Raw genomic sequence first — 25,960 nt, forward strand, 5'->3', positions numbered from 1 at the left:
AAATTTCCTCCTAGCAGGACAGGATCGCTTTCGTCATCTGAATGATCCGGTGGTTTTCTTTGATATCGTGTACCCGGACAAAGGAGCATCCGCGGAGCATGCCGATCACGGTGGTGGCAAGTGTTCCTTCCACGCGCTGATCTACCGGCAGATCCAGGGTGTTGCCGATGACAGATTTTCTGGAAGTGCCGAGAAGAATCGGGAGTCCGAGTTCCTGCAAGACATCTACATGATTGATGGCTTCCAGATTCTGCTCATACGTTTTTCCAAAGCCGACACCCGGATCCAGCATGATTTTATCGTCCGGAACACCTGCTTTGTGTGCGATAGCAACGCATTCTTTCATATCGGCGACCATGTCTTCCAGAAAATTCTGATATATGGCTTCGTTTCGGTTGTGCATCAGGCAGCAGGCAGCGTGGTAACGGGCGGTCACCTCGGCGGTTTTATAGTCGAACTTGAATCCCCAGATATCATTGACCAGGTCGGCACCGGCCTGAAGGGCAGCCTCTGCGACATTTCCTTTGTAAGTATCGATGGAAACCGGAACGTCAAACCGTGCCTTGACGGCTTCTATGACCGGAGTAACTCTTGCGATTTCTTCCTCATCGGAAATGACGGTATGTCCCGGACGGGTGGATTCCCCGCCGATATCGATGATGTCAGCGCCGTCCCGGATCATCTGCTCGGCGTGAGCGAGAGCAGCATCCATATGATTGAATTTTCCACCGTCGGAAAAAGAGTCGGGAGTCACGTTCAGGATTCCCATAATATAAGTTTCATTCTTTGTATCAAATTCATGATTACCAATTCTCATACATGTTTTCTCCTCTTGAAGTTTACATAAGTTCAAAATTAATAACAAATCGTCAGATTCATCTTCTCCTCCGGCCAGTTGCATGCATTTCTTGCAGGACAGTACAAACAGTTTCGTGACTGTTTGTCCGCACGGTAGAGATAGCGGGAAAATAAGGGAGTTTCCGCAGTATCTTTTACCCGGTGGCTTCGGATCGCAGCAAGAATCGATTTCTGCTCAGTAAGAGAAAAATCACAGTCCGTAAGGATGCGTTCCGCCAGTCTTGCCCCTGCCAGATGGTGAGGAGTACCTTTTTCCATCTGTTCATAACGGCCGATATCGTGAAGAAGTCCGGTGGCGTAGATCATTTCCTTGGAAAAGCCAGCCTGATCTTCCAGATTATAAATATACATCAGCCGCGCCACATCCAGAAAATGCTCCATCGTGTGACGGCAGAAGATCCGGTCTTTTTCTGCTTCCTGTAACAGTGCAAACTGCTCTCGAAAGACAGGGTGGGATAAAATCTGATCGATGCGTTTCATAATAATTCGCTGTTCCATGACAGATTTAAGCCTTTACCATCTGTAAAAAAGTCTGCTGCAGGGAAAAATCTTCCGCAAAGGCTCCACGCACGATGGTGGTCACAGTTTTGCTGCCTGGTTTCTGAACACCGCGCATGGTCATACACATATGTTCTGCCTCGATCATGACCATCACACCCTTCGGCTGCAGATGTTCTTCGAGAGCGTCCGCAATCTGTGCGGTCATATTTTCCTGGATCTGCGGGCGTCTTGCATAGACTTCTACCGTGCGGGCCAGTTTGCTTAAACCTGCCACGCGCTGATCCGGGATATAAGCCACATGAGCTTTTCCGTAGAAGGGCAGCAGATGATGTTCGCAGGTGGAATAAAAGGTGATATCTTTTTCCAGAACGATATTGTTATTGGTAGCGTGAAATTGTTTGGACAGATGCACACCGGCATCTTCATAGAGCCCGCCGTAGATCTGCTCGCACATTCTGGCGATACGGTCGGGTGTTTCGAGTAAACCTTCTCGATTGACGTCTTCGCCGATACCTTCCAGCATCAGACGAACGCCTTCTTTGATTTTTTCGTGATCCATCATGGTACAAAACCTCCTGTGTAAATAATGCTGTATACTGAGAAACTTCCTGTAAAATCGGACATAGAAAGATTCTGAGCATACAAAAATATGCATCAGGATGTTCTGCATAGATGTACAGAATAATATGCAAGAAAAAAAACACCCTGATGTGAAGAAAATAAAGCTACTGAAAAATAACTATGAGTATATCCCTTCACAATCGGATGTTAATCATCTGGTTGTTGCAACGGGTGCGGTAACCATATCGTAAGTCCGGTCCGCAGGCGAACCGACTTTTCGTTTCTGTGGCAACTCCCCATCCACAAAACACTTGACGCATGGAAACCTATTTTGCATAGTATTTCAATCGAAACAGCAGACACATAGGGTTTCTCTGCTGTTTGAAAGGATTATAGCACTCATGGAAAGAGGGTGCAAGAGAATACCGGAAAATATATGAAATTGTTGCTGTTCATTCCGTGGCCGGTAACATTGAATTATCAGCTCCCTGTTAGTTTACATAAGAACGAAACAGCGCAAGGAGAAAGTACCATGGCTATGCCTATGTATCCAGAAAATTTTTTACGTAAAACAGCGCCGCCCCAATTGCCGGTGTATACTGTCCGTGGGTGCCGGTAAGAAGCGAATCTTTCGCCAGAGGAAACGGTGTATGCTCATTGATCAGACCAAGCAGCCGATCCAGATCCTCCGGGAGAAAATAAGGTGCAAGATATCCGCTCAGGATCACCGGACAGTCGATCAGCAGGTTGAGATTACGGATGGCGAAAGCCAGATGCCGCAGATAGTCCTGCCAGATGTTCTGTAAATGTTCCCCTGAGCTATCCGGATCCCGCAATTTCAGGAAAAATTCTTTTACTGAAAGTCCGCTGCGCAGTTCCAGTGCATTGGCGGAACAAAAGGTTTCCAGGCAGCCGCGATTTCCGCAGTAACAGACTGGACCATCCGGTTCCACACAGATGTGTTCCAGAGAACCGCTGTGCATAGAAAAACCCTGATGAACGCTGTGATTGGTGATTACAGCACCGCCGAGATTTCGATTTAATAAGAAAACAAGAGCACTGTCCAGTTTCGGATGATTCCAGAGTTCCAGATCCGCGGCCGCCTTGGAGTCGTGAACCAGATGACACGGAAAAGGAAGCCGGGAAGCAAAATCAGAAAGCTGCATCCGCGTATTTCCCATAATAGCACCGTAAGTCACGGACGAACCATCCGGGGAAATGATCCCCTGTGTGGCAATGGAGATCCCTGAGATTTTTTCCGTGGGGTACTCATTTTTTTCAATAAAATGAAGCACCTCGCCGGCAAATGTGTCGTAATATTCCGGCGTGTCCTCGTAGGCAAGTGGAATCGTCTCCCTCGCGACGGCCTCCCCGTACAGATCCACCGCAACGAGATGAAACATGTTCTTTAAAATTCCGATCCCGATGGCGATCCTGAGATCCGGTACGATCCGGATAATCTGTGCTTTTCGTCCTCCGGTAGAGGCAAAATACCCGTTTCGTTCGATCAGCCCTTCTTTTTCCAATGTGGTCAGATTCTGACTGACCGTGGAAAGTCCCATGTTCAGATCCTGTACGATCTGAAATTTGGAAGTTTCCCGCTGGCGGTAGATGTACTGATAGACGGTATGTTTGTTGATTTGTTTTAACGTGAGAGTTGTCACACTTTTTTTATCCATAACGGCGGCTGCTCCTTTGATAATCTGACAATTGTTACTTATGATTGTAATACAACCAAAAGAAAAAAGCAACGGAAGGGACAGAGAGGGGGTTGCATTTTACACTGTCAGGCTGGGCAGTGGCAATCTTTCGGCAAATATGATATATTTACAGTAATTTATGCGGGCAACGAGCCAAAGTTCATGCTTGTATGAGACCTTGGTGACTGCCGCGAGAATCAAAATTGATCCACCGGATCAATTTTGGATATGCGGGCAACGAGCCAAATTTGTGAAGCGTATTTTATCTCGTTGAAAGAACAAAAGCAAATATGCAGCAGACAGTATTCTGTTCAATAAGTTATTCTGGTGGAAGGAGAGAAAGAGCATGAAGATAAAAACAGTTGCAGTTCTTGGCGCAGGAGCAGTTGGATCGTATGTAATATGGGGACTCTCAAACCGGAAAGATATCCGGTTGGGCGTGATCGCAGAAGGGGAACGCGCAGAAAGAATGAAAAAAGGATGCATCATTAACGGCATCACCTATCATCCGGAAGTATGGACCCCGCAGGAAGCAAAAGGGACAGATCTGTTACTTGTGGCTTTAAAATACGGGGCATTACAGGGTGCATTGGAGAGCATCCGCACGATCACCGGAGAACATACCACTGTTATGAGTCTTATGAACGGCGTAGACAGTGAAGAGATTATTGCAAAAGAGATCGGGGCTGCTCATATTCTGCATGCGCTGATCAAGGTGGCTTCTCATAAAGAAGGACACGGCTACTGTTTCAACCCGGAAACGACGATCGGAATTATTTTCGGTGAACTGACAGCACCGTATCAGAGCGAACGTGTACAGGCGATCGAGGATCTTTTTGCAGATACCGGGCTGCATTACCGCGCCACAGAATATATCAGAGAAGAAATGTGGTGCAAATTCCGTCTAAAGGTCGGTAACAACCTTCCACAGGCGGTTCTCGGCGCAGGTGTAGGCTGCTATCGGGACAGTATGCATATGAAAGAAATCAGTAATAAACTCCGGGAGGAACTGGAAGCGATTGCAGCAGCAAAAGGAATCGACATTCGTAAGGCAGATGATTCCTCCAGTCATGGAAGCGCCGTTCCGCCATCTGCAAGATATTCCACGTTGCAGGATCTGGATGCAGGACGCCACACAGAAATCGATATGTTCTCAGGTGCACTGATCCGTATGGGAAAAGAACTGGGAATCCCGACACCATATAACGAATACACATATCACATCATAAAAGCCCTGGAAGAAAAAAATGACGGGAAATTTGATTATCAGAAAGATGATGAAAGCGTGACCTGCTCGCGATAATAGGTGATTGCATATCTGCGTGACAAAGACAGCAGGTATGGGGCTTTTTAAGGAGAACAATGTTTATGATTAGAGTGTTACAGGAAGCGGATATAGACAGAGTTGCTGAGATATGGTTAGACAGCAATCTGAAAGCACATTATTTTATTCCGGAACAATACTGGAAAAGTAATTTTGAAGCAGTGAAAGAAATGCTGTCACAGGCGGAAGTCTACGTATACGAGGATGACCGGAACATACAGGGATTTACTGGATTAAACGACGAATATATCGAAGGGGTTTTTGTCTCCGATGAGATGCAGTCGCAGGGGATCGGAAAAATGCTGCTGGATTATGTGAAGAGTAAAAAAGCAAAACTACTTTTAAACGTATATCAAAAGAATGTACGGGCTATTAATTTTTATCGAAGAGAAGGCTTCCAAATCCAATGCGAAGGTTTGGATAAACTTACCGGTGAAAAAGATTATGTGATGATCTGGCAGCGAAATTTCAGGGAGAAAGAACGATGAAATCTATGACAAAAGAAGAAATCATCATAGAATTGAAAGTTACAATAAAACCGGAAGAGGAGTATTTTATAGAGGATGATTTGATAGATGATATCAACCAATATCCAGAACCTTTTGAACTAGAGCGTGTCTGAAAAATCATTTTCGCAATCTGCAAGCCCCACTTTGCGGTATATTTTACCCTTATTCGGTTGCCGTAGCCCGCTACGCCGCCTTCATTCGGATAAAATCTCCCACAAACTGGGACTCGCAGCTCACGAAAAGCCTTTTTCAAACACGCTCTAGTGGAACCAATATTAGAAATTATAGCTACCAATCCACAGGTCGATTTTGGCATGCCAGGGGATCTGGTTCATTTTGTGGAGCAGTTTTATAAACACGGATATGAAGAATTACTGATTGCTTCAGTAAGAAACCATCCAACACCGCATAATATCTGGATGGTGCATCGCTGCTATAATGATACGGAAAATCCGAAACGTGAAAAGTTTGCTGAACTTATAAAAAAGTTGAAAAATAACAGGTCGGTTTCTTCGGAGATTAAGAACAGTATAGATGAATTTGATTGGGAGTATTAAAAAGCTACTGAAAAAATAAGAATCAATGTAACTATTCAGTAGCCACTGTCCCGCGAGGTGTTTTGACATGAATATGTCAAAATCCCGAGACATACAAGCCAAAATGCCATCACCGAAGGTGATTTACGCGAACAACGAGTCAAAGTCCGTGCTTGCACGGAACCTTGAGGAGTGCCGCGATAACGATAAAAACTCGCAAAGCGTGTTTTTATCGTTTAAATGCATTTTGGCTCGTAACTGTGAAGGTACTGAACAGTTACGAATCAATAAATAAGTAGAAATATGGAACAGATTGGGAACTGAAATCCTGCTGTTGTGATTACCAGAGGAATCCAGTATAATATATCTTATAAAATCTTGACGGGGAGGAATTTGCATGGGTAGTTATTTGAATCCGGGAAATAAGGGCTTTCAGGAAAGTCTGAATTCGGAAATATATGTGGATAAGACTGGTCTGATTGAGAAAACAAATGAGGTTCTTGATACCCGCCAGAAGTTCCTGTGCGTCAGCCGCCCACGACGGTTTGGAAAGTCGATGGCTGCGGATATGCTGGCTGCTTACTATGAACGTGGAGAAGATTCAGCTGAATTGTTTGGAACGTTAAAAATCAGCAAGGTTGAGTCTTATGAAAAAAATCGGAATCAATATGACATTATCAAAGTAAACATGCAGGAATTTCTCAGTATGACACACAGTATGGATGAGATGTTGTCCATGCTGCAGAAGTATCTGATCTTTGATCTGACAGATCATTTTGACAATGTCCGTTTCCGTGATGAAAATAATCTGATTCAGGTGATGAAGGATATTTACAGTAAGACGAAACATTCTTTTGTTATTCTGATCGATGAGTGGGATTGTCTGTTTCGGGAGTATCAGCAGGATCAGGAGGCACAGAAGAAATATCTGGATTTCCTGCGGGCGTGGCTCAAGGACAAAGATTATGTTGCACTGGCTTACATGACCGGTATTTTACCAATAAAAAAATATGGTTCTCATTCGGCATTAAATATGTTTACAGAATATTCCATGACGGATCCCGGTGAGCTGGCAGAGTATTTTGGCTTTACCGAACAGGAAGTGGCGGTTCTGTGCGAAAAATATGGAATGAGTTTTGAAGATGCAAAAACATGGTATGATGGCTATCGATTAATTGCCCATCGACAGACGGGAAATGAATGCTATTCCATGTACAGCCCCAAGTCGGTTGTGGAAGCCATGCTGCGTCATAAGTTCGGAACCTACTGGAACCAGACGGAGACATATGAAGCACTAAAAATCTATATCCAGATGGATATGGACGGCTTAAAGGACTCCGTGGTTCGCATGCTTGCGGGAGAATCTGTCCCCATTAATATCGGAACATTCAGCAACGATATGACTACCTTTGCAACGAAAGACGATGTGCTGACTCTGCTGGTGCATCTGGGATATCTGACCTATGACAGTGTGGATGGAACCGTAAGTATACCAAATAAAGAGGTTTCCCGGGAATATGTAAATGCCATCAGCACCATGAATTGGCATGGCGTGGCAGAGTCCGTGGAATCCTCCCGCAAATTACTGGAAGCACTGTGGAACATGGATGCAGATGCGGTTGCAGAGGGAATCGAGAAAGCACATGAGGAAATTTCCATTCTTCAGTATAACGATGAAAACTCTTTAAGTTGTACCATTCAGCTTGCCTTTTACTTTGCGCGGGAATACTATACCATAATTCGGGAATTACCTGCGGGAAAGGGATTTGCCGACGTATGTATGATTCCGAGAAAGAAGCATCCTGACAAGCCGGCTGTCGTGATCGAACTGAAATGGGATAAGAGCGCAGGTGGAGCGATAGAGCAGATCAAAGAAAAACGGTATGGAGATGCATTGAAAGAATATCAGGGGAAGTTGTTGCTTGTAGGAATTAATTACAATAAGATGACTAAAAAACATGAATGCGTGATTGAAACCATGCAAAAATAAAATCACAGATAACAATGCGTGCAGAAAAAGAAAGGTGTGAGAAGATGGGAGTATTTGTAAATCCGGGGAATGAAGCATTTGCGGTTGCATTAAATTCGGAGATTTATGTAGATAAAACAGAGCTTCTTACTTATACGAATAAGGTTATGAATACTCTGCAGGGATATATCTGCAACAGCCGTCCGCGGCGGTTTGGAAAATCGATCACGGCCAATATGCTCACAGCGTATTACAGCAGGGGATGTAATTCGGGGAAAATGTTTTCCAATCTGGAAATCAGTAAGAATAAAAATTTTGAAAAACATCTGAATCAGTACGATGTGCTACACTGGGATATCCAATGGTGTATGGAACCGGCAGGTGGTCCGGAAAAAATCATTTCTTATATTTCAGAACAAACGATTTCGGAGTTGAAAGAATACTATCCATATATTTTACCGGAAAAAATCCGTTCGCTGCCGGAGTCTCTGTCACGGATCAATGCAGCAACAGGAACAAAATTTATAGTGATTATTGATGAATGGGATGTTCTGATTCGTGATGAAGCATCGGATGTCAGAACACAGGAAGAATATATCAATTTTCTGCGGGCTATGTTTAAAGGGACAGAGCCGACGAAATATATTCAGCTGGCATATCTGACAGGTATTCTGCCTGTAAAAAAAGAAAAAACACAGTCTGCGTTAAACAATTTTAAAGATTATTCGATGTTGCATGCCGGTCCGATCGCGCCGTATGTTGGATTTACAGAAGCAGAGGTGCAGAAACTGTGTGAAGAATATGGACATGAATTTGAAGAGGTCAAACGATGGTATGACGGCTACCAGATTGGAACATACCATGTATACAATCCAAATGCAGTGGTGAACCTGATGCTGGAAGGTGAATTCCAAAGTTTCTGGTCAGGAACAGCATCTTATGAGGCAATTGTTCCGCTGATCAATATGGACTTTGATGGACTGAGAGGCGCAGTGATCGAAATGTTATCGGGTGATCATGTTCCGGTCGATGTCACTTCTTTTCAGAATGATACGGTAAGCTTTGCCAATAAAGATGATGTATTGACATATCTGATTCACCTTGGCTATCTGGCGTATGACCGGACATTTAAAACTGCATTTATCCCAAATGAGGAAATCCGTCAGGAACTGATTCTGGCGACTAAAAGGAAAAAATGGAATGAACTGATTTCATTTCAGAAAGAATCCGAACAGCTTTTGCGGGATACCCTTCAGATGGATGGAGATGCGGTAGCAAAAGAAATCGAGAAAATCCACAGAGAATATGTTTCGGTGATTCAGTATAATAATGAAAATTCACTCAGCAGTGTGCTGTCCATTGCCTATCTGAGTGCAATGCAATATTACTTCAAACCAATTCGAGAATTCCCGGCAGGGCGTGGATTTGCTGATTTTGTATTTATTCCAAAACCGGAGTTTCAAAAATTTTATCCGGCACTTGTCGTGGAATTGAAGTGGAATAAAGATGTTAAGACCGCCCTGGATCAGATCAAAGACAGAAAATATCCGGATTCTGTTGCATGTTATGCGGGAGAGCTTTTACTGGTTGGCATTAATTATAATGAAAAAACCAAGGAACATGAATGTCGGATTGAAAAATATGAAAAATAAAACCAGAAGTCTCATGTCTGTACCGTAAGGGGGAAGTGAGACTTTTTGCAAAGATCAGAGTCATGGTGATGAGAAACGTGAAGAGGCTTATAAGATGATTGAAAGTGCAAACATTACTATGTCTCTATAAGATATAATTTTCCATCAGGGGAGCAGTGAACATAAATTTAAGAAAGGAAACTGTACAATGGAATATTTGGAACAAATTAATGAAACCTCTTACCTTTCCGTTCCCAATGCACCAATATATCGTAAGATCATGCGATGCTTTTACCGGGAATATGAGAAAATGAATTTTCAGTTGTATAAAGAAGATATATTTCAGCTTTTGAAAAAAGAGGAAACTTTTGATAATTATACAATGGAGCAGTTGATGCTGGATCTGGATGCACTGGTTAAGTGGAAGAATCTCACACCGATACAGGATCCGGGAAGAGTATATACGATTGCAGATTATAAGAATAAGCAGTACCAGTATACTATGTCAGAATATGCTGTAGAAATAGAACGTCTGACAGTTCGACTGGAGAATATTTTTCTGGAATCCGGGAATCTGTCTACGAACTTCTTTGTCCGACTGGAAAAAAGTTTAAGTGAAGTTCCGGAAATGGAAAACGCCACATTAAAAGAAGTAAATGAGTGGTGGAATATGCTGCAGGAGGATTTTAAACGCCTGAATCAGAATTATCAGGACTATCTGAGAGATTTTTATTCCGGAAAGTCAGAGCAGTTGATGAAATCTGTAGAGTTTGTTGTACACAAAGATAAATTTGTGAAATATCTGACTGAATTTATACAGGAGATGCAACGCCATTCCCATCGGATCGAACAGAGTTTATTGAAAAATATTCCTCTTATGGAAGAGAAAATTCTGGAAAAAGTAGTACAAAGCGAACTGGATATTCCCCATGCACTTCTTGAAATCCACGGAAATGCGGAACCCAGTATACGTGAAAATGTGCAAGGCAAATGGGAAGCTCTGAAAAACTGGTTTATAGATTCTGATAGGCGTGAATGTGAGTGTAAAAAAGTTCTGAAAATTACGAATGATGTAATCCGGAGCATTATTCAGAACGCAGCTCTTATTGTGCAGATTCAGAACTGGGGAATCAGCAGAAAAGATGATTATAAGAAATTTCTCGAACTTTTTCTCAATTGTAAAGATCTCAATGAAGCCAGAAGACTTTCGGCACATGTGTTTGGAATTCAGAAAATTCAGCATTTCAAGACAATTTATCCAAGAGAAGAAGATTCTATAAACAACAGCATATATGATGAATCACCAGCTGAATTTTTATTGAAACCTCATACCCGAAATTATCGTGAAAAAAAATACCGGCGCGGCTTTGAGGATAAATCTCTGGAAAAAATGATGCAGAGGGAAGCATATCTGCAAAAAGCACGGAGACAAAAAGAAATTGTGATGCAATATATAAAAGATGATAAAATAATATTTTCAGAAATAAAGGAACCAGTCACAGAAGAAACCCGAACAGTATTTTTACAATGGATAGCCCAGGCTAATGTGAGTTCCCGAAAAACAGGAAGAACTGAGTACGGACAGGAATACCGGCTGATTCGGGAACAGGATCATTGTGTACTAAAGTGTGAAGATGGAGATCTGACCATGCCATCCTATGTATTGGAGTTTAAAAAATCATGAATGAAGTTCGAACATTATTTGAGAAATTCTGGATCTGCAAAGATACCGAGAAAGAAACCTATTATAAGGTAAAAAGAGATATCCCGGCATTTCAGCGATTTGTGCGTGAACAGCTTGGATGGAGGCTTGTTCATACAGAAAATATTCTGAAATTGGAGAAAAGACCTGCACATGCAGAGCCTTTTATGGGAATCAGTGAATTTACAGAAATCAGGGATTACTGCATTTTGTGTGTGGTACTTATGTATCTGGAAGACAAGGAAGAGCAGGAACAGTTTTTACTCTCTGAGCTGATTGATTATGTGGAAACCCAGTTAAAAGATTATATGGAAGTTGACTGGACCTCCTTCAGCCAGAGAAAATCGCTTGTTCGGGTGCTGCAATATATGGAAAAACTGCAAATGCTTCGTGTATATGAGGGAAAAAGTGAATCATTCGGTGCAGAAGCCGGACAGGAAGTATTATATGAAAATACAGGATATTCCAAGTATTTTGCTACAAGTTTTCCTACGGACATTTCAGGTTATCAGTCCTGGGAAGACTTTGAAAAAGCTGATTTCCAGGAAGTGCAGGAAGACAGAGGAACCACACGTATCAACCGTGTTTATCGGCAGCTGGCTGTGTGCCCGGTCATGTACTGGGAAGGGAATGATGATGCAGATGCGCTTTATTTGAAAAACCAGCGCCAGTGGGTGGCAAAATATCTGCAGGAAAATCTGGGTGGAAATCTTGATATTTACAGAAATACAGCATGTCTGACTGTAGATGATGCGGACTGTTATGGAACGGTACATCCAAGAGATGCCATGCTTCCGGAAGTGGTTTTAATGATCTGTGTCAGGATACAGAATCAATTGGCAGATGGAAAACTGGAGAAAAAAGAAAATGAATGTATCTATATGACCAGAGAGAAATTTGATAATCTGGTTTTGGCATGTCGTAAGGAATGGTGTTCCGGGTGGAGTAAAGAATATCGGGAAATGGATGAAACGAAACTGTTGGAAACAGTGACAGAATATATGGAAAACTGGCTTATGATTCAGTGCAAAGAGGAGCAGGTCGTTATACGTCCGGCAGCCGGAAGGTTAGCCGGAGTATATCCGGACGACTTTAAAGGAGGTACAAAAGAGTGAGCGACCGTTGGAAAATGAACCGAATTGGATTTGTGAATTTCTGGCTGTATGATGAAGAAGATTTTGAATTTGTGGATGGAAAACTTTTGTTACGTGGTCAGAATGGTTCCGGAAAATCCATTACCACTCAGAGTTTTATTCCGTTTGTACTTGACGGAGATCGAACACCCAGCAGACTGGACCCTTTTGGTTCCAGTGACCGGAGAATGGAATATTATTTTCTGGGTGAGGAAGGAAGAGATGATGCAACTGGTTACTTGTTTCTGGAATTTAAAAAGGCAGATACAGAGGAGTACAGGACGATAGGAATAGGACAGCGTGCAAAGCGCGGAAAACCGATGGACTTCTGGGGATTTGTGCTCTTAGATGGAAAAAGAATTGGATATGATCTGTGGTTGTATAAAGAAGTTGGTTCCAGTAAGATCCCTTTGGATAAAAGGGAAATGAAAGCCACCCTGGGAGAGGATAATTTTTTTACGGACAGCCAGAGTGAATACAAGAAATATGTAAATCAGTATATTTTCGGTTTCCGCAAAGCGGAACAGTATGAACAGTTTATTAAACTGCTGGTAAAAGTACGTGCCCCCAAGTTGTCCAAGGAATTTAAGCCTACGAAAGTATATGAAATCCTCAACGATTCACTGCAGACATTGACGGATGAAGATCTGCGAGCTATGGTAGATGCCATGGAGAAAATGGATGAAATTCAGGATAGCCTGGAGATATTGGAACGGGCATTTGCAGATATAAAAGTGATACGCACAGAATACACCCGTTACAATCAGTACATGCTGGGCAGAAAAGCTCAGGCGTATTTGCAGAAAAATCAGGCGGTGAAGGAAGCCCAGAGAAAATTAGACAGACAGAAATCAGAAATTCAGAATACAGAGATTTTCTGTCATGAAAAAGAAGAACAGCTCAGGACACTGGAAGAGCGGAAAGTACTGGCAGAAACAGAACGGAATGGACTCCTTGATATGGATCTGGAGGGAATTGACCATAAACTGGAGGAAGCCAGGACACAAAAAGAAACAGCATTAGAAGATGAGCAGCGTTGGGAATCACGAATTCAGGATTACAGAGAAAGGATCTTGAGGGAAGAACAAAAGCTGAGAGAGCTGCAGGGTGGTCTGGAACAAAGACAACAGGAACTTGGGGATGAAAAAGAAGAGTTGGAGGAAACTCAGGAGATTTTACAATGGGATCAACATTCCTGGGCTGTTCAAATTATAGAAAGAGAAGACCACAGCAGTTCGGAAGAAGTGGTAAAAAATCTGAATACAATGAAAAAACTTCTGGAAGAATGTCGGCGGGTAATAGAAGAGTATGAGAAACTGGAGGATTTGTATGATGAAGCAGCGGCAAAACTCGAACAGCTTACAAAAGGAAAAATAAAAGCAGAACAGGATATGCAGTCTGCCCAGGAACAGGTAACAAAAAGCATTGATCAGTGGATTACAGATCTTTTTGAGCAACAGAGGATGTCTGCTGTATGGAAACCAGGACAGAATATACTGAAGAAAGCGGAATGTGCAGTCAGAGAATATCAGGCTGTCGAGGATGCCGGAAGAGTACAGAAGATTTTGCGGGAGGACTATGAGGGTCAGAGACAAAGTATGCTGGATGTATGGAACAGCAAGATAAATGAACGAAATCTTCAGGTAAGTTTGCTGGAAAAAACAGAAGAAGAACTTACTGTAATCAGAAACAAGCCGGAATTGGAACCAGAGCGGGATGAATGGATGAAAGCATCGAGAACAGCTTTGGAGAAACTGGGAATTGCAGCAGTTCCGTTTTATAAAACCGTGGAATTTTCCGAAAAACTGGATAATGCAGAGAGTGCCAGGATGGAGGCACAACTGCAAAAGGCTGGAATTCTGGATGCATTGGTAGTGACTGAGCAGGATATGGACAGGATTCGGAAGGAGTGTCCTGAGTTTCAGGACACAGTACTTTTCCTGAAAGAAAACGGTAATTCAAATTTCAATGGTCTGACAGTGAGTGAAGAATTGCCGCCGGAACTGAAAAGGGCTGTTAAGAAGATATTAGGAAATATTTATCTGGATGGAGCTGCTTCTGATGGAATCCGTCTGGGGAAAGATGGATGGTTCAGGCATGGGATGTTGTTTGGAAAGGCAGAAAAAGAAGGAGAAGCAGAATTCATAGGTATTCTGGCACGAAAAAGACGAAAAGAGCAGAGAATTCATGAACTGGAAGTGGAGATAAAACAGCAGAAAGAAAAAGTGGACACTCTGGAAAAGGAAGTAAATAAACTTCAGGAGAATATGGAGCAGCTTGAGAAAGAATATCAGGATCTGCCAGGTTTTACAGAAATTGATGTGGCACTGGATTACGAAAAAGAATGCGGCTTTGCATTGCAGCAACTGACTGTAGAGCATCAAAAAGCAGAAACGCAGGAAAATAAACTTGCACAGGAGAAAAACGGACAATATCAGAAAGTATTGCAGAAGTGCAGACCATTTTCATATGGAAGAACAGAAGAAGCATATCAGGAGGCTGTTGATGCCGTGGAGGAATATATTCGTATCTGGCAGGAAATCAGCAGGAATCTTCTTGTAATCGAGAATATAAGAGACAATTGCACTGCACAAAAGGATGGAATAGAACAGGCAGAAGAACATATGGATGAAGCTTTTGCAGAAAAAGATAAATACAGCATAAAAGTGAAACAGTTTGATATTCAAATTCATCAGTATGAGGAGTATCTGAATCGTCCTGATATTGCAGAAAAGGCAAAACGTCTGAAAGAACTCAGAGAAGAACTGAAAGGAATAAATGAAGAAAGCTTTTCCTTAAGTCAGGAGATTGCCGTATTAAAAGACCGATACAAAACAATGAAGGAGACAGAACCGGCACAGAAGGAAGAACTTCAGCGGGAAATCAGTTATGAAACAGCAGTACGAAGTTATTTTGAGGAAGAACTTTCTCTGAAACTGGTAATGGAGCGAGAGGGTAAATCTCTTTTGGAATGTGCGAAAGCTGCAACGGAAATCATCCGTGAAAGTGACAGAAACAGAGAAGCTGCAGAAATGTTCCAGTCGCTGTATCAGGTATACCAACGCCATAATGGCAGCCTGACCAGCTATGGAACTTCCATAGAAAATTGTTTTGAAGCCGATCAACGAAAAGCGGAATCAGACAGCAGTGCTTTGCGAAACCGTGTACGTATTGTATCTACCTGGAATGGAAAGAAAGTGTATCTGGAAGAATTCTATAAAATTTTGAAAGCAGCTATTGATGAGACGGAATTACTGATTCAGAAGAAGGACAGAGAACTGTTTGAAGATATCCTTTCGCAGACTATCAGTCAGCAGCTTACAGACAAAATTGCGGAGAGTCGTAAATGGGTTTCAGACATGTCCAGACTTATGCGTGATATGGATACATCTATGGGGCTTAGTTTTTCACTGGAGTGGAAACCGCGTAAATCGGAAAATGATGAAGAACTGGATACGGTTCAGCTGGAAGAAATTCTTCTTCGTGACAGGACTCTTCTCACAATGGATGATATTGAAAAAGTAGCTGCTCATTTCCGCAGTAAAATTCGCATGGAGAAGCAGAAGCTTGAAGAAGACAATGGAATAATGAATTATATGGATCTGGTAAGGGATGCACTGGATTACCGAAAATGGTTTGAATTCCGTATGTTTTTCAAACGGGGAGAAGAGCAGAAGAAACCGCTTACAAATGCAGCATTTAACCGTTTCAGTGGTGGAGAGAAAGCTATGGCCATGTATGTTCCTCTGTTTGCAGCGGTAAATGCACAGTATAAAAAGGCTGAGAACAAGGATCATCCACGTATGATAGCTCTGGATGAAGCCTTTGCAGGAGTGGATGACAAGAACATCAGCAGTATGTTTGAAATGGTTCATAAACTTGACTTTGATTATATTATGAATTCACAGGCGTTGTGGGGGTGCTTTGAGACAGTAAAAGGACTTCGAATTGCAGAACTTCTCAGACCACAGAATTCCCGGATAGTTTCTGTCATCCGCTATACATGGAACGGAAAGGAAAGAATGCTGGATGAACAGTAACAGAGAATGTGCGGAATATTTCAGAAATCAGAAGGTATATGACAGGTGCTTTCAGGAGTTATGGAAAAAATGGCGTTCTTATGGAAGAGTGGCAGGAAAAATTACTTTAAAAGAGACTTCGGAACAGGAAAGGAGGGCAATTACCGGAATTATTGGGAAGGTATTCTATGAAAGAAAAATTCAGTTTTCATTTGCTGAATTTGAAGCGGGACTGCAAAGGACCCGCTTTGCACCTGTAGATATGAAGCAGGTTCTGGAAGAATATTTTGGAAAAAAACTGCAGACAAGTCAGACGGAACAGAAAGAAAAAGAGAAGCAGAAAAATGATTTCCTGCTGACGATACTTGATGATTTTAAAAAGAAAACAGGTGAGAATTCAGTAGCTGCAAAATGGCTGGAAACGGTAATTGCCAGGAAAAAGTATGGAAATCAGGTTATAATAAAAGAATACAGGAAAGATCCGCAACAGGCAGAACATCTGGTAAAAAATGCAGGAAATGCACTTTTAAAACTGGAAGAATTAAAAGATATGGAGACGGATAGTCCATTAGCTGTTTTCGCGGCAGATGTGTCAGGAAATCCTCACTATTTTGATCGTGGAAGTCCAGGGGGCATGCTTCTGATACACGGAATCTGCTATCTTAAAAATGCAGATTCACCAGAGAATGCTCACAGCTGGCGAAAACTTTTACAAAGTGTCAGGATTATTCCTGACAATGTGTCTTCGCTGGTGCATGCCTATGGTCTTCATTTAATGACAAAAGATGGATTGCATCCGGCGTATGAGGCATTCTGTGAACGTAAGGAACCATATGTCATTACCATGGAAAATATGCGGGGGATTCTTGGAACACAGGCAGAGGAAAAAGTCTATATAGTAGAAAACGAGATGGTTTTCACTTATTTGCTCAGTCATTTATGTGATCAGTCAGCTACTGTATTGTGTACTTCAGGGCAACCGCGTTCAGTGGCTCTGCTTCTGATTTCCATGATACTGAAAGGAAAAGCCGAGATTTATTACAGTGGTGATATTGATCCGGATGGAATAAGAATTGCAGATAAACTATGGAAAAAATTTGGAGATGGAATTCATATATGGAGGATGTCACCTCAAGATTATGAAAAAAGCTGTTCTATGGAAAAAATCGGAGATTCCGGAATAAGTAAATTGGAAAATATCAGTCATCGACAACTGAAATTGACAGCAGAAGCTGTAAAGATAAAACGATTAGCAGGTTATCAGGAGAATATTCTGCAGGAGTTACTCCGGGATATAAAAGGAGAGGCGTAAAAAGAATTTGAAGGCAGCTTATGTGACTTAAAAAGTGTGGTTACTGTTCACTACGTGTTCAGTAACACGCTGCGCGATGCACAGAATTTATGCTGATCGCATAAATTCGCGCGATATGTCTCGGTTTTTCTGTGACCTTCGCTCACAAAAAACGCCTCGCGGAATATTATCAGTGAACAGTAACAAAGTGTGCACAGGATGCAGGAGAGCCGGAATCCTGTCCTTGTGATTACCAGAGGAATCCAGTATAATATATCTTATAAAATCTTGACGGGGAGGAATTTGCATGGGCAGTTATCTGAATCCGGGAAATTTTTCATTTCGTGGAAGTCTTCGTTCGAAAATATATGTAGACAAAAGTGAATTGATCGCAAAGACAAATGAAGCTCTTTGCACAGAACAGAGGTATATCTGTGTGAGCCGTCCGAGAAGATTTGGCAAATCAATGGCAGCGAATATGCTTGCTGCATACTATGATCGCAGTGAAAATATAGAAGAACTGTTTCGGAATCTTGCAATCAGCAAAGACAGTTCCTACAAAGAAAATCTGAATCAATACGATGTGATAAAAATTAATATGCAGGAATTTTTGAGTATGTCAGGGACAATGGAAGAGATGCTGGAAATGCTGAAAAAATATCTTGTATTGGATTTTGAGGAAACTTATCCGCAAGTGCGTTTTCGGGATGAAAAAAATCTGATTCAGGTAATGAAAGATGTATTTTCTTATACCAGATGTCCTTTTGTAATTTTGATTGATGAGTGGGATTGTCTGTTCCGGGAATATAAACAGGATAGAGAAGCACAGAAAAAGTATCTGGACTTTTTACGGGCGTGGCTCAAGGACAAAGATTATGTTGCACTGGCTTACATGACTGGTATTCTGCCGATCAAGAAATATGGTTCTCATTCGGCATTAAATATGTTTACAGAATATTCCATGACGGATCCCGGTGAGCTGGCAGAGTATTTTGGCTTTACCGAACAGGAAGTGGCGGTTCTGTGCGAAAAATATGGAATGAGTTTTGAAGATGCAAAAACATGGTATGATGGCTATCGATTAATTGCCCATCGACAGACGGGAAATGAATGCTATTCCATGTACAGCCCCAAGTCGGTTGTGGAAGCCATGCTGCGTCATAAGTTTGGAACCTACTGGAACCAGACGGAGACATATGAAGCACTAAAAATCTATATCCAGATGGATATGGACGGCTTAAAGGACTCCGTGGTTCGCATGCTTGCGGGAGAATCTGTCCCCATTAATATCGGAACATTCAGCAACGATATGACTACCTTTGCAACGAAAGACGATGTGCTGACTCTGCTGGTGCATCTGGGATATCTGACCTATGACAGTGTGGATGGAACCGTAAGTATACCAAATAAAGAGGTTTCCCGGGAATATGTAAATGCCATCAGCACCATGAACTGGCATGGCGTGGCAGAGTCCGTGGAATCCTCCCGTAAATTACTGGAAGCACTGTGGAACATGGATGCAGATGCGGTTGCAGAGGGAATCGAGAAAGCACATGAGGAAATTTCTATTCTTCAATATAACGATGAAAATTCCCTGAGTTGTACGATTCAGCTCGCCTTTTATTTTGCAAGGGAATACTATACTATGATTCGGGAAATGCCAGCGGGAAAGGGATTTGCTGATATATGTATGATTCCGAGAAAGAAGCATTCTGACAAACCGGCTGTCGTGATCGAACTGAAATGGAATAAGAGCGCAGTTGGAGCGATAGAGCAGATCAAAGAAAAACAGTATGTGAATGCGTTAAAAGAGTATCAGGGGAATTTGCTGCTTGCAGGAATTAATTATAATAAGATGACTAAAAAACATGAATGCGTGATTGAAACCATGCAAAAGTAAAAATAAGTCTCATGTCTGTGCTGTAGAGGTGGCAGGCATGGGACTTTTTGAAAAAGACAGACCGGCATTGCAAGTAGATTATCATGAAAAAGCTCCCCGCAACCACAAAGTTGCGTAATAGTTGGTAGCGCAACACGGGGAAAATCCGTATGATGGAGGTACAAAATCAGAAAGGAGAGTGTTCCAATGAAATTGAATTTTATTTTCGTCCTGCTCAACATTTGCTTATGGATATTTCTTGTGGTGGTAGCGGGGTATGTGGTTTATCTGGTGATCAAGGCGCTCAGAAAATACACAAGGTCGGTGCCGGTGAGAAAGGAAAAGGCGGAAAATGCAAAAACGCTTGGGGAGGTTCTGAAACAACATCGCTTGAACTGTAAAATGACGCAGGAATTTGTCGCAGAAACATTAGGTGTCAGCCGACAGGCGGTTTCCAAGTGGGAAAGCGGAGCCTCGGCACCGAGTACCACGAATCTGATGGCGCTTGCGAAGGTGTTCGATGTTTCAGCGGAAGAACTTCTGAAGGAAACACAGAAGAATTAAAAGGTTACTGGGTACGGGGTGAGCAGTAACATTAAGACAAAATTAAGAAGAACAGGCACTTGTCTGGCGTTGAGATTCGCAGGAATCTGTACTATAATAGGCATCAGAAAAAAACAATGAAAATGGGACAAAGGAGGATTTTACCATGAACAATGAAGTATTGAAAGCAATGAAAACCCGCAGAAGCATCCGCAAATACAAACCGGAGCAGATCACAGACGAGCAGCTGGATGCGATCCTGGAAGCCGGAACATATGCGGCTACTGGAATGGGAAAACAGTCTCCGGTGATCGTGGTAGTGCAGAAACCGGAACTGATCGCAAAACTTTCGAAGATGAACGCGGCTGTGATGGGAAGCAGCAATGATCCGTTCTACGGTGCACCGACGGTTCTGATCGTACTCGCAGATCCGGAGATCGGAACTTATCATGAGGACGGTTCTCTGGTTATGGGCAACCTGATGCTGGCAGCTCATGCGGTAGGCGTGGATTCCTGCTGGATCCACCGGGCAAAAGAAGAATTTGAGAGTGCAGAGGGAAAAGAACTCTTAAAAGAGTGGGGACTTCCGGAAAATCTGGTCGGCATCGGACACTGCATCCTTGGATATCGTGACTGTGAATACCCGGAAGCAAAAGAAAGAAAAGCGAACTATATTGTCAGAGTATAGTCGGTTTCTGTTCTTCTTCCAATCTGAAACTTTTTGCGTTTTTTTCTGTTAGTCGTGACTTTATCTGGTAAGCGTGGTAGAATAACAAGTATTCTGTGGGTGAGGAGTCCCGCAGGGCATTTTGAGAGAAAATGTCGGAAAAGTTAAAAGAAAGAGAGTGGAAAAGACGCAGATGAATAAGAAAAGAAGCGCATTTTCAGGGAAAATCGGCTATGTCCTGTCGGCGGCCGGTGCGTCTGTCGGACTGGGAAATATTTGGAGATTCCCGTATCTGGCGGCGAAGTATGGAGGAGGAATTTTCCTGCTGGTGTATGTCATACTGGCACTGACCTTCGGGTATACTATGATCGTTGCGGAGTCTGCCCTTGGACGTATGACAAGAAAAAGTCCGGTGGGGGCATTTCGAAGCTTTGCAAAGGGAAAAAAAGTGGGCTGGCTCAGCTTCGGCGGCTGGATCAACGCAATCATTCCGGTACTGATCGTACCGTATTATTCTGTAATCGGTGGATGGGTAGTCAAATATCTGTTTGAGTATATCAGAGGAAATGGCAGCAAACTGGCGGAAGACGGATACTTCTCCGGTTTTATCTCAAACGGAGGTGCTACAGAAATCTGTTTTGTGATCTTCTGTATGTTCACCCTGGTGATCATCTACGCAGGTGTACAGAATGGTATCGAACGTGTGTCAAAGATCATGATGCCGATTCTGATCGTTCTGTCCGTGATCATCGCGATTTATTCGGTCACAAGACCGGGAGCTATCGAAGGTGTGAAATATTTCCTCGTACCGAATGTGAAAAACTTCTCCTGGATGACGGTAGTGGCAGCCATGGGACAGATGTTCTATTCCCTGTCCATCGCCATGGGTATCCTGGTAACCTTTGGTTCTTATATGAGAAAAGATACCTCCATCGAAGATTCCACAAGAAACGTGGAAATCTTTGATACCGCGATTGCGATGATGGCAGGTCTGATGATCATCCCGGCGGTCTTCGCATTCTCCGGCGGCGATCCGGATACCCTGCAGGCAGGTCCGTCTCTGATGTTTATCACGATCCCGAAAGTATTTGCCAACATGGGATTCGGAACCGCAGTCGGTATCCTGTTCTTCGTGCTGGTGTTGTTTGCAGCAGTGACAAGTTCTATCGCCCTGACAGAGAGTGCGGTATCTACTTTCGAGGACGAACTTGGCTGGGGAAGAAAGAAAGCAACCGTACTGACCGGTGTGATCATGATCGCCCTGGGAACCCTGTCCTGTCTGGGATATGGTCCGCTGGATTTTGTAAAGATCATCGGCATGCAGTTTTTGGATTTCTTTGACTTCCTGACGAACTCCGTCATGATGCCGATCGCAGCCCTGATGACCAGCCTTCTGGTATCCCGGGTGATCGGTGTGGACAAGATCGAAGAAGAGATCCGCCACGGCGAGAGCGCCTTCCGCAGAAAGAAAATCTTTGTAATCATGATCAAATACCTGTGCCCGATCTTTGCTTTGATCATTCTGGCAAGCTCCGTGGCCAATGCATTTGGATGGATATCTATGTAAGAGGATAAAAATGAGAAAGTCGTTGTTTTCAGATAAACTGAGAATAGCGGCTTTTTTCATATGGTTAATCGGAAGTATGGCAGTTTTTTAGAGTAACATTTCTCAGATAAAAGGAAAGAAATATATTTGTTCGGTATTACAGATTCATTAGTTGACTGGCAGAGATGATATTCTATATAATGTAATTATATATACGGAAAATGAATTTGCGGGTTGTTAGAATCCTGAGCGATTTTTCAAACATGTGTGGAGATGAGGGAAGAGCCATGAGGTGGAAAAATAAGAAACAGAAACTGCAATATATTGAAAAAATATGTGAAGACAATGATCAAGCGATAAAACAAAAACTCCCGGTTCTTTTAGAACTTTCACAGGATAAGAACCCGGAAGTCAGGGGAATGCTGGCGGAAAATCTGGTGTTGTTTGATTGCGAAGAAACAGAGGAAATCTTATACAACATGTTATCAGATCAGAACCGAATGGTCCGCCTGGAAGCAGTGGATTCGATTGGCGTTGGAAGGAGCCGGAAATCAATCGAGAAAGTTGCCACTATGTTGAGTGGGCAATGGTCTCTGATTCGTATGTATGCCGTACTATCGCTGTTTGACCTGCTTACGAATGCTTTCGGAGCAAATGAGGAGGCTTTTAAGCAGTATCGGGAAATAAAAGAGAAGCATTTTTCTATGGAGAACAATCCAAGGGTATTATTGGCTTACTATAGAAATGAATATTATATGGATCATAAAACGGGATTGTCTTTGTTGGAAAATTTTTATACGGATGCGATGGATCAAGAGAGATATGATCTGATATGGACGGTATTACATGTATTGGAAGAAATAAAAAACGAAGAGAACCAGACCGAATTGCAACGGATTATAAGTTATAAAAAAGAAAAACTTCTTCCCGTTCAGATTGCGTTTATAGAGGAAATGGAGAAGTGAATACTGTCATACGGATCATGAAGAAGGTGCTCCGATGGCATAGCTGTTAAAAGTGAAAAATTATGAATAACAGGAAGAGTGTAATTCTTCCGGAAGATGATATACAAAATGAGAAGATTATGGACACATAAAAACTGGGATACGTACTTTAAAGAACCCAGAAGAGAAGGAATTCGTCTGAGATTTGAAAAAGATGTTTGTCCAGAGATAAGGGAAGAATGTATACAGTTTGTACAATGGCTAAGAAAAGAATATCAATTTCCCATGCGTGTAGTAATTTATGTGAAGAGCGCTGAACAAATCAAAGCGTTGAATGGAGAAATGGTGTCGGCGACGTTTTTTGGACCATATGATCTGATGCAGGAGCCATACATAAAAGTTGCTACAGGTGATTATGAAGAAAATGCTGAAAGATGGGGAAAAGAGGATGCTTTGAGAGCAAATTTATGTTCCATAGCGCATGAACTTACCCATTACTATCAATGGATCAAAAGGCATGAGGAATGGGCTTCTGGGGAGCGGACAGATTATTTCGAGCGTCAGGCACTTTATTATGCAGAGAAGATTGTGGAAGATTATGAAGAGGAAACCAATGATTTTTTTGCAGTCAGGGATGGATTTGTATTTGCTGCGATTCATTATCCGTGGGACAGATATGATGCAATTGTGATACAGGATGAGAAGGATGGCTGCTATCAGGAGACAGACATACCTGTTCATACGGAAGAAGAATACATCCGATATATAAAGGAAAAGCAGATAAAAAGCGCGGAAATAAGAAAGGAAAATCTTTCATTTTTGAAAAAATGTCCATCGTTAAGGAATCTGAGTATCTATGGAGGAAAGCGGACTTCCATAGAACATATAGAAGAATTGCCAGATTTGCAGTGTTTATTTTTATCTTATGCAAGGAACCTGAGTGATATCAGTGCGCTGGAAAAAGTAAAGAAGACACTGAAATTACTGTACATAGACCATTGCCCGAAAATTGAAGATTATACAGTGTTGGAGAAATTGGAGAATCTTCAGACATTGATGATTTATGGAAGTAACAAGATTTCCGATATTCACTTTATCAGAGAAATAAAGAGCCTGAAGAGATTTTGGTTCAGCGTCAATATAGCGGATGGAGATCTGACTCCATGTCTGGAATTAGAAGAAGCAGCATGCCTGATTAACCGGAAACACTATAATCTAAAAGAGAAAGACTTACCGAAAAATGATGAATGTTCGTTTGGAAGCGAAGAGATAGACGAATGGATGAGAGCAGAGTTGTACTGAAATACAATGAAGGGATACCAGCCATGAATAAAGAGACAGAAGTGGAAATTATAAAGAAATTCATTGTGAAAAACAAACAGGAGAGAATTATCTGGAAATTACAAAATGCCAAAAAACGAAAAAAGGTGTTCTGGCATTTTGATCATCCGGATATTTTCAAAAAAGAGATTTTATATCCGTCAACCTACAAGGATGCGGAGCATTTGGAAAAAGTATTATATGAAATGAGTGGGACGAGGGAATGTTATGTTATAGGTGAATGTTACATAGGAACCATGCAGTTACGCCAGGCATGCGAAGAAGCCTGGCAAGGGGGAATTTGTATCATATATTGTGGAAACGGAATCGGATACTATCAGGGAGAACAGGAATATGGAGCACCACCGAGATTTCTGTTACATGCATTGTAAAAATATCGGGAGTCGATGAAAAGGATAAATGCTGGATGAAAATAAAAAAAATACGTTGGTTTATAAAATACGTGTGTGGGCAATTTTATATCTGGGAGTGATTCAGACATTGAACTATATTGTCCTTGGAGTAAAGATGAGAGGTGAAGGGGCGGCATTGCGAACAATCTGTGTGCTGGGAGGATTATCGTGTGGTTTATTTGTGCATTTAGTGCGCAATGATTTTCAGAGAGATTCGCGTGGTAATGGGCTGCTTACGGAAATTGTAACTTATCTAGGAGCTATTCTGGCGATAGGGGAATATTTATCGGAGTTTGGAATGGTAATAGCAGGAGGAATAGAAACAATAATCCTGTTACTTGGAATTGTAGCAGTTTTACAGAATCAAAAAAATATTAATGACGGGAAAAAATAAAGAGGAAGAACTGTGAGCGTGGTGATAGACAGGGGATATAGGGAGTGGGGATGATGCGATTCATATATGATGAAAACAGAAAAAAGCTTATTATAAATCATGAAAATACAATGTTCAAAACATATACAGAAATTATTGGTAAATATTCAGTATTGTTCAAACAGTATGAGTGTGATCTGAAAATCAGTATATCCTGGAGTGATTTCAAGGTCAAAAGTTCTGACTGCCGATTGCCGTTTCATACGGGTTATTCCTGCTATATATCCTGTGAAGTTCAAAAAGAAGGAAAGACAGTACGGGTAAAGGATACGGAGGGAGAGGTAAAGTATTATTCGGTGGAGGTTGTATGGCAGATTTCGTCAATTGAAAGGGGAAGTTTGCTAAAGGAGAAGCGTTTTTTCAAGCCAGTAGTCGAACTTTATACAGATATAGATGAGGTTGAAGAGGATATGCGAGGATTACTTCAATTGCTGGATAAATTTCCAATGATGACAAATATGGATTAACGGAAGAAAAAAGA

26 protein-coding genes and 1 riboswitch are annotated in these 25,960 nt (G+C 42.1%); of the genes, 21 read left to right on the forward strand and 5 right to left on the reverse strand.

Features of this window, described 5'->3' with window-relative positions:
* Positions 1–10: 10 nt before the first annotated feature.
* Genes folP through folE form a run of 3 tightly spaced genes read right to left on the reverse strand, consistent with a single transcriptional unit; the run spans position 11 to position 1,921 of the window.
* Positions 11–817 (reverse strand): dihydropteroate synthase, encoded by an 807-nt coding sequence (gene folP, locus ETP43_RS03305; RefSeq protein WP_129257031.1) that lies wholly within the window; start codon positions 815–817, stop codon positions 11–13.
* A 38-nt stretch (positions 818–855) separates the two neighbouring features.
* Positions 856–1,356: an HD domain-containing protein gene (locus tag ETP43_RS03310; RefSeq protein ID WP_243114175.1), complete on the reverse strand. Its 501-nt coding sequence runs from the start codon at positions 1,354–1,356 to the stop codon at positions 856–858.
* Positions 1,357–1,363: 7 nt separating this feature from the next.
* A complete protein-coding gene (gene folE, locus ETP43_RS03315) occupies positions 1,364–1,921 on the reverse strand; it encodes a GTP cyclohydrolase I FolE (protein WP_022171856.1) in 558 nt (185 codons plus the stop codon).
* A gap of 124 nt (positions 1,922–2,045) precedes the next feature.
* On the opposite strand from folE, the gene ETP43_RS17885 reads away from it, so the two are divergent.
* The gene (locus tag ETP43_RS17885) at positions 2,046–2,171 is read left to right on the forward strand and encodes a hypothetical protein (RefSeq protein WP_279222147.1); all 126 of its coding nucleotides are present in this window, start codon (positions 2,046–2,048) and stop codon (positions 2,169–2,171) included.
* Positions 2,144–2,256, reverse strand: a riboswitch (THF riboswitch). (Overlaps the previous gene by 28 nt.)
* Before the next feature lie 206 nt (positions 2,257–2,462).
* Here the strand turns inward: ETP43_RS17885 and ETP43_RS03320 are convergent.
* Positions 2,463–3,599, reverse strand: coding sequence for an ROK family transcriptional regulator (locus ETP43_RS03320; protein WP_129257032.1), 1,137 nt, complete (start codon positions 3,597–3,599; stop codon positions 2,463–2,465).
* A 367-nt stretch (positions 3,600–3,966) separates the two neighbouring features.
* Here ETP43_RS03320 and ETP43_RS03325 point away from each other — a divergent pair, with 367 nt between their 5' ends.
* Together ETP43_RS03325 and ETP43_RS03330 are read left to right on the forward strand one after the other, a co-directional pair.
* Positions 3,967–4,923: a ketopantoate reductase family protein gene (locus tag ETP43_RS03325; protein WP_129257033.1), complete on the forward strand. Its 957-nt coding sequence runs from the start codon at positions 3,967–3,969 to the stop codon at positions 4,921–4,923.
* A 65-nt stretch (positions 4,924–4,988) separates the two neighbouring features.
* The gene (locus tag ETP43_RS03330; RefSeq protein ID WP_129257034.1) at positions 4,989–5,432 is read left to right on the forward strand and encodes an N-acetyltransferase; all 444 of its coding nucleotides are present in this window, start codon (positions 4,989–4,991) and stop codon (positions 5,430–5,432) included.
* Here ETP43_RS03330 and ETP43_RS18275 read toward each other — a convergent pair.
* Positions 5,413–5,685 (reverse strand): DUF6783 domain-containing protein, encoded by a 273-nt coding sequence (locus ETP43_RS18275; RefSeq protein WP_334295503.1) that lies wholly within the window; start codon positions 5,683–5,685, stop codon positions 5,413–5,415. The two genes, ETP43_RS03330 and ETP43_RS18275, sit on opposite strands and share 20 nt — an antisense overlap.
* Here ETP43_RS18275 and ETP43_RS18280 point away from each other — a divergent pair.
* From ETP43_RS18280 to ETP43_RS03415, 18 genes are all read left to right on the forward strand, one after another.
* Positions 5,605–5,808 (forward strand): DUF6783 domain-containing protein, encoded by a 204-nt coding sequence (locus ETP43_RS18280; RefSeq protein WP_334295504.1) that lies wholly within the window; start codon positions 5,605–5,607, stop codon positions 5,806–5,808. The genes ETP43_RS18275 and ETP43_RS18280 overlap by 81 nt on opposite strands.
* Positions 5,717–6,010 (forward strand): hypothetical protein, encoded by a 294-nt coding sequence (locus ETP43_RS03340; protein ID WP_207668910.1) that lies wholly within the window; start codon positions 5,717–5,719, stop codon positions 6,008–6,010. The genes ETP43_RS18280 and ETP43_RS03340 overlap by 92 nt, the downstream gene beginning before the upstream one ends.
* A 376-nt stretch (positions 6,011–6,386) precedes the next feature.
* A complete protein-coding gene (locus tag ETP43_RS03345; protein WP_129257036.1) occupies positions 6,387–7,979 on the forward strand; it encodes an AAA family ATPase in 1,593 nt (530 codons plus the stop codon).
* A 44-nt stretch (positions 7,980–8,023) separates the two neighbouring features.
* Positions 8,024–9,610, forward strand: coding sequence for an AAA family ATPase (locus tag ETP43_RS03350; RefSeq protein ID WP_129257037.1), 1,587 nt, complete (start codon positions 8,024–8,026; stop codon positions 9,608–9,610).
* Positions 9,611–9,797: 187 nt separating this feature from the next.
* Positions 9,798–11,273: a TIGR02677 family protein gene (locus ETP43_RS03355; protein ID WP_129257038.1), complete on the forward strand. Its 1,476-nt coding sequence runs from the start codon at positions 9,798–9,800 to the stop codon at positions 11,271–11,273.
* On the forward strand, positions 11,270–12,406 hold the full coding sequence (locus ETP43_RS03360; RefSeq protein ID WP_129257039.1) for a TIGR02678 family protein: 1,137 nt from the start codon (positions 11,270–11,272) through the stop codon (positions 12,404–12,406). The genes ETP43_RS03355 and ETP43_RS03360 overlap by 4 nt, the downstream gene beginning before the upstream one ends.
* A gap of 14 nt (positions 12,407–12,420) precedes the next feature.
* Positions 12,421–16,464, forward strand: coding sequence for a TIGR02680 family protein (locus tag ETP43_RS03365; protein WP_243114176.1), 4,044 nt, complete (start codon positions 12,421–12,423; stop codon positions 16,462–16,464).
* Positions 16,454–17,755, forward strand: coding sequence for a TIGR02679 family protein (locus ETP43_RS03370; RefSeq protein WP_129257041.1), 1,302 nt, complete (start codon positions 16,454–16,456; stop codon positions 17,753–17,755). The genes ETP43_RS03365 and ETP43_RS03370 overlap by 11 nt, the downstream gene beginning before the upstream one ends.
* 286 nt (positions 17,756–18,041) lie before the next feature.
* The gene (locus tag ETP43_RS03375) at positions 18,042–19,634 is read left to right on the forward strand and encodes an AAA family ATPase (protein WP_129257042.1); all 1,593 of its coding nucleotides are present in this window, start codon (positions 18,042–18,044) and stop codon (positions 19,632–19,634) included.
* A 149-nt stretch (positions 19,635–19,783) separates the two neighbouring features.
* Complete coding sequence (locus tag ETP43_RS18005; RefSeq protein WP_330546343.1) at positions 19,784–20,014, forward strand: hypothetical protein; 231 nt, start codon at positions 19,784–19,786, stop codon at positions 20,012–20,014.
* Position 20,015: 1 nt separating this feature from the next.
* Positions 20,016–20,177, forward strand: a complete 162-nt coding sequence (locus tag ETP43_RS18010; protein ID WP_330546344.1) for a helix-turn-helix domain-containing protein — start codon at positions 20,016–20,018, stop codon at positions 20,175–20,177.
* A gap of 145 nt (positions 20,178–20,322) precedes the next feature.
* Complete coding sequence (locus ETP43_RS03385) at positions 20,323–20,844, forward strand: nitroreductase family protein (RefSeq protein ID WP_022170766.1); 522 nt, start codon at positions 20,323–20,325, stop codon at positions 20,842–20,844.
* A 172-nt stretch (positions 20,845–21,016) separates the two neighbouring features.
* Positions 21,017–22,390 carry a sodium-dependent transporter gene (locus tag ETP43_RS03390; protein WP_129257043.1) on the forward strand — a complete coding sequence of 458 codons (1,374 nt, stop codon included), beginning with the start codon at positions 21,017–21,019 and terminating at the stop codon, positions 22,388–22,390.
* A 266-nt stretch (positions 22,391–22,656) separates the two neighbouring features.
* Positions 22,657–23,334 carry a HEAT repeat domain-containing protein gene (locus ETP43_RS03395; RefSeq protein WP_164979584.1) on the forward strand — a complete coding sequence of 226 codons (678 nt, stop codon included), beginning with the start codon at positions 22,657–22,659 and terminating at the stop codon, positions 23,332–23,334.
* 264 nt (positions 23,335–23,598) lie between these two features.
* A complete protein-coding gene (locus ETP43_RS17280) occupies positions 23,599–24,615 on the forward strand; it encodes a leucine-rich repeat domain-containing protein (protein WP_207668911.1) in 1,017 nt (338 codons plus the stop codon).
* Positions 24,591–25,025, forward strand: a complete 435-nt coding sequence (locus ETP43_RS03405) for a hypothetical protein (protein WP_129257045.1) — start codon at positions 24,591–24,593, stop codon at positions 25,023–25,025. The genes ETP43_RS17280 and ETP43_RS03405 overlap by 25 nt, the downstream gene beginning before the upstream one ends.
* 28 nt (positions 25,026–25,053) lie before the next feature.
* Positions 25,054–25,440: a hypothetical protein gene (locus tag ETP43_RS03410; RefSeq protein WP_129257046.1), complete on the forward strand. Its 387-nt coding sequence runs from the start codon at positions 25,054–25,056 to the stop codon at positions 25,438–25,440.
* A gap of 44 nt (positions 25,441–25,484) precedes the next feature.
* Complete coding sequence (locus tag ETP43_RS03415) at positions 25,485–25,946, forward strand: hypothetical protein (protein ID WP_129257047.1); 462 nt, start codon at positions 25,485–25,487, stop codon at positions 25,944–25,946.
* Positions 25,947–25,960 lie beyond the last annotated feature (14 nt).

Source organism: Blautia faecicola (assembly GCF_004123145.1).
GTDB lineage: Bacteria > Bacillota > Clostridia > Lachnospirales > Lachnospiraceae > Oliverpabstia > Oliverpabstia faecicola.

Coding starts and splice junctions, on each gene's coding strand:
- ETP43_RS03390 (WP_129257043.1), top strand. CDS start 21,017: ATGAATAAGAAAAGAAGCGCATTTTCAGGGAAAATCGGCTATGTCCTG.
- folE (WP_022171856.1), bottom strand. CDS start 1,921: ATGATGGATCACGAAAAAATCAAAGAAGGCGTTCGTCTGATGCTGGAA.
- ETP43_RS03320 (WP_129257032.1), bottom strand. CDS start 3,599: ATGGATAAAAAAAGTGTGACAACTCTCACGTTAAAACAAATCAACAAA.
- ETP43_RS17280 (WP_207668911.1), top strand. CDS start 23,599: ATGCGTGTAGTAATTTATGTGAAGAGCGCTGAACAAATCAAAGCGTTG.
- ETP43_RS18005 (WP_330546343.1), top strand. CDS start 19,784: ATGATGGAGGTACAAAATCAGAAAGGAGAGTGTTCCAATGAAATTGAA.
- ETP43_RS03345 (WP_129257036.1), top strand. CDS start 6,387: ATGGGTAGTTATTTGAATCCGGGAAATAAGGGCTTTCAGGAAAGTCTG.
- ETP43_RS03360 (WP_129257039.1), top strand. CDS start 11,270: ATGAATGAAGTTCGAACATTATTTGAGAAATTCTGGATCTGCAAAGAT.
- ETP43_RS03370 (WP_129257041.1), top strand. CDS start 16,454: ATGAACAGTAACAGAGAATGTGCGGAATATTTCAGAAATCAGAAGGTA.
- ETP43_RS03395 (WP_164979584.1), top strand. CDS start 22,657: ATGAGGTGGAAAAATAAGAAACAGAAACTGCAATATATTGAAAAAATA.
- ETP43_RS03375 (WP_129257042.1), top strand. CDS start 18,042: ATGGGCAGTTATCTGAATCCGGGAAATTTTTCATTTCGTGGAAGTCTT.
- ETP43_RS03325 (WP_129257033.1), top strand. CDS start 3,967: ATGAAGATAAAAACAGTTGCAGTTCTTGGCGCAGGAGCAGTTGGATCG.
- ETP43_RS03350 (WP_129257037.1), top strand. CDS start 8,024: ATGGGAGTATTTGTAAATCCGGGGAATGAAGCATTTGCGGTTGCATTA.
- ETP43_RS18010 (WP_330546344.1), top strand. CDS start 20,016: ATGACGCAGGAATTTGTCGCAGAAACATTAGGTGTCAGCCGACAGGCG.
- ETP43_RS03365 (WP_243114176.1), top strand. CDS start 12,421: ATGAACCGAATTGGATTTGTGAATTTCTGGCTGTATGATGAAGAAGAT.
- ETP43_RS03410 (WP_129257046.1), top strand. CDS start 25,054: ATGCTGGATGAAAATAAAAAAAATACGTTGGTTTATAAAATACGTGTG.
- folP (WP_129257031.1), bottom strand. CDS start 817: ATGAGAATTGGTAATCATGAATTTGATACAAAGAATGAAACTTATATT.
- ETP43_RS03405 (WP_129257045.1), top strand. CDS start 24,591: ATGGATGAGAGCAGAGTTGTACTGAAATACAATGAAGGGATACCAGCC.
- ETP43_RS03310 (WP_243114175.1), bottom strand. CDS start 1,356: ATGGAACAGCGAATTATTATGAAACGCATCGATCAGATTTTATCCCAC.
- ETP43_RS03330 (WP_129257034.1), top strand. CDS start 4,989: ATGATTAGAGTGTTACAGGAAGCGGATATAGACAGAGTTGCTGAGATA.
- ETP43_RS03355 (WP_129257038.1), top strand. CDS start 9,798: ATGGAATATTTGGAACAAATTAATGAAACCTCTTACCTTTCCGTTCCC.
- ETP43_RS17885 (WP_279222147.1), top strand. CDS start 2,046: ATGCAAGAAAAAAAACACCCTGATGTGAAGAAAATAAAGCTACTGAAA.
- ETP43_RS03385 (WP_022170766.1), top strand. CDS start 20,323: ATGAACAATGAAGTATTGAAAGCAATGAAAACCCGCAGAAGCATCCGC.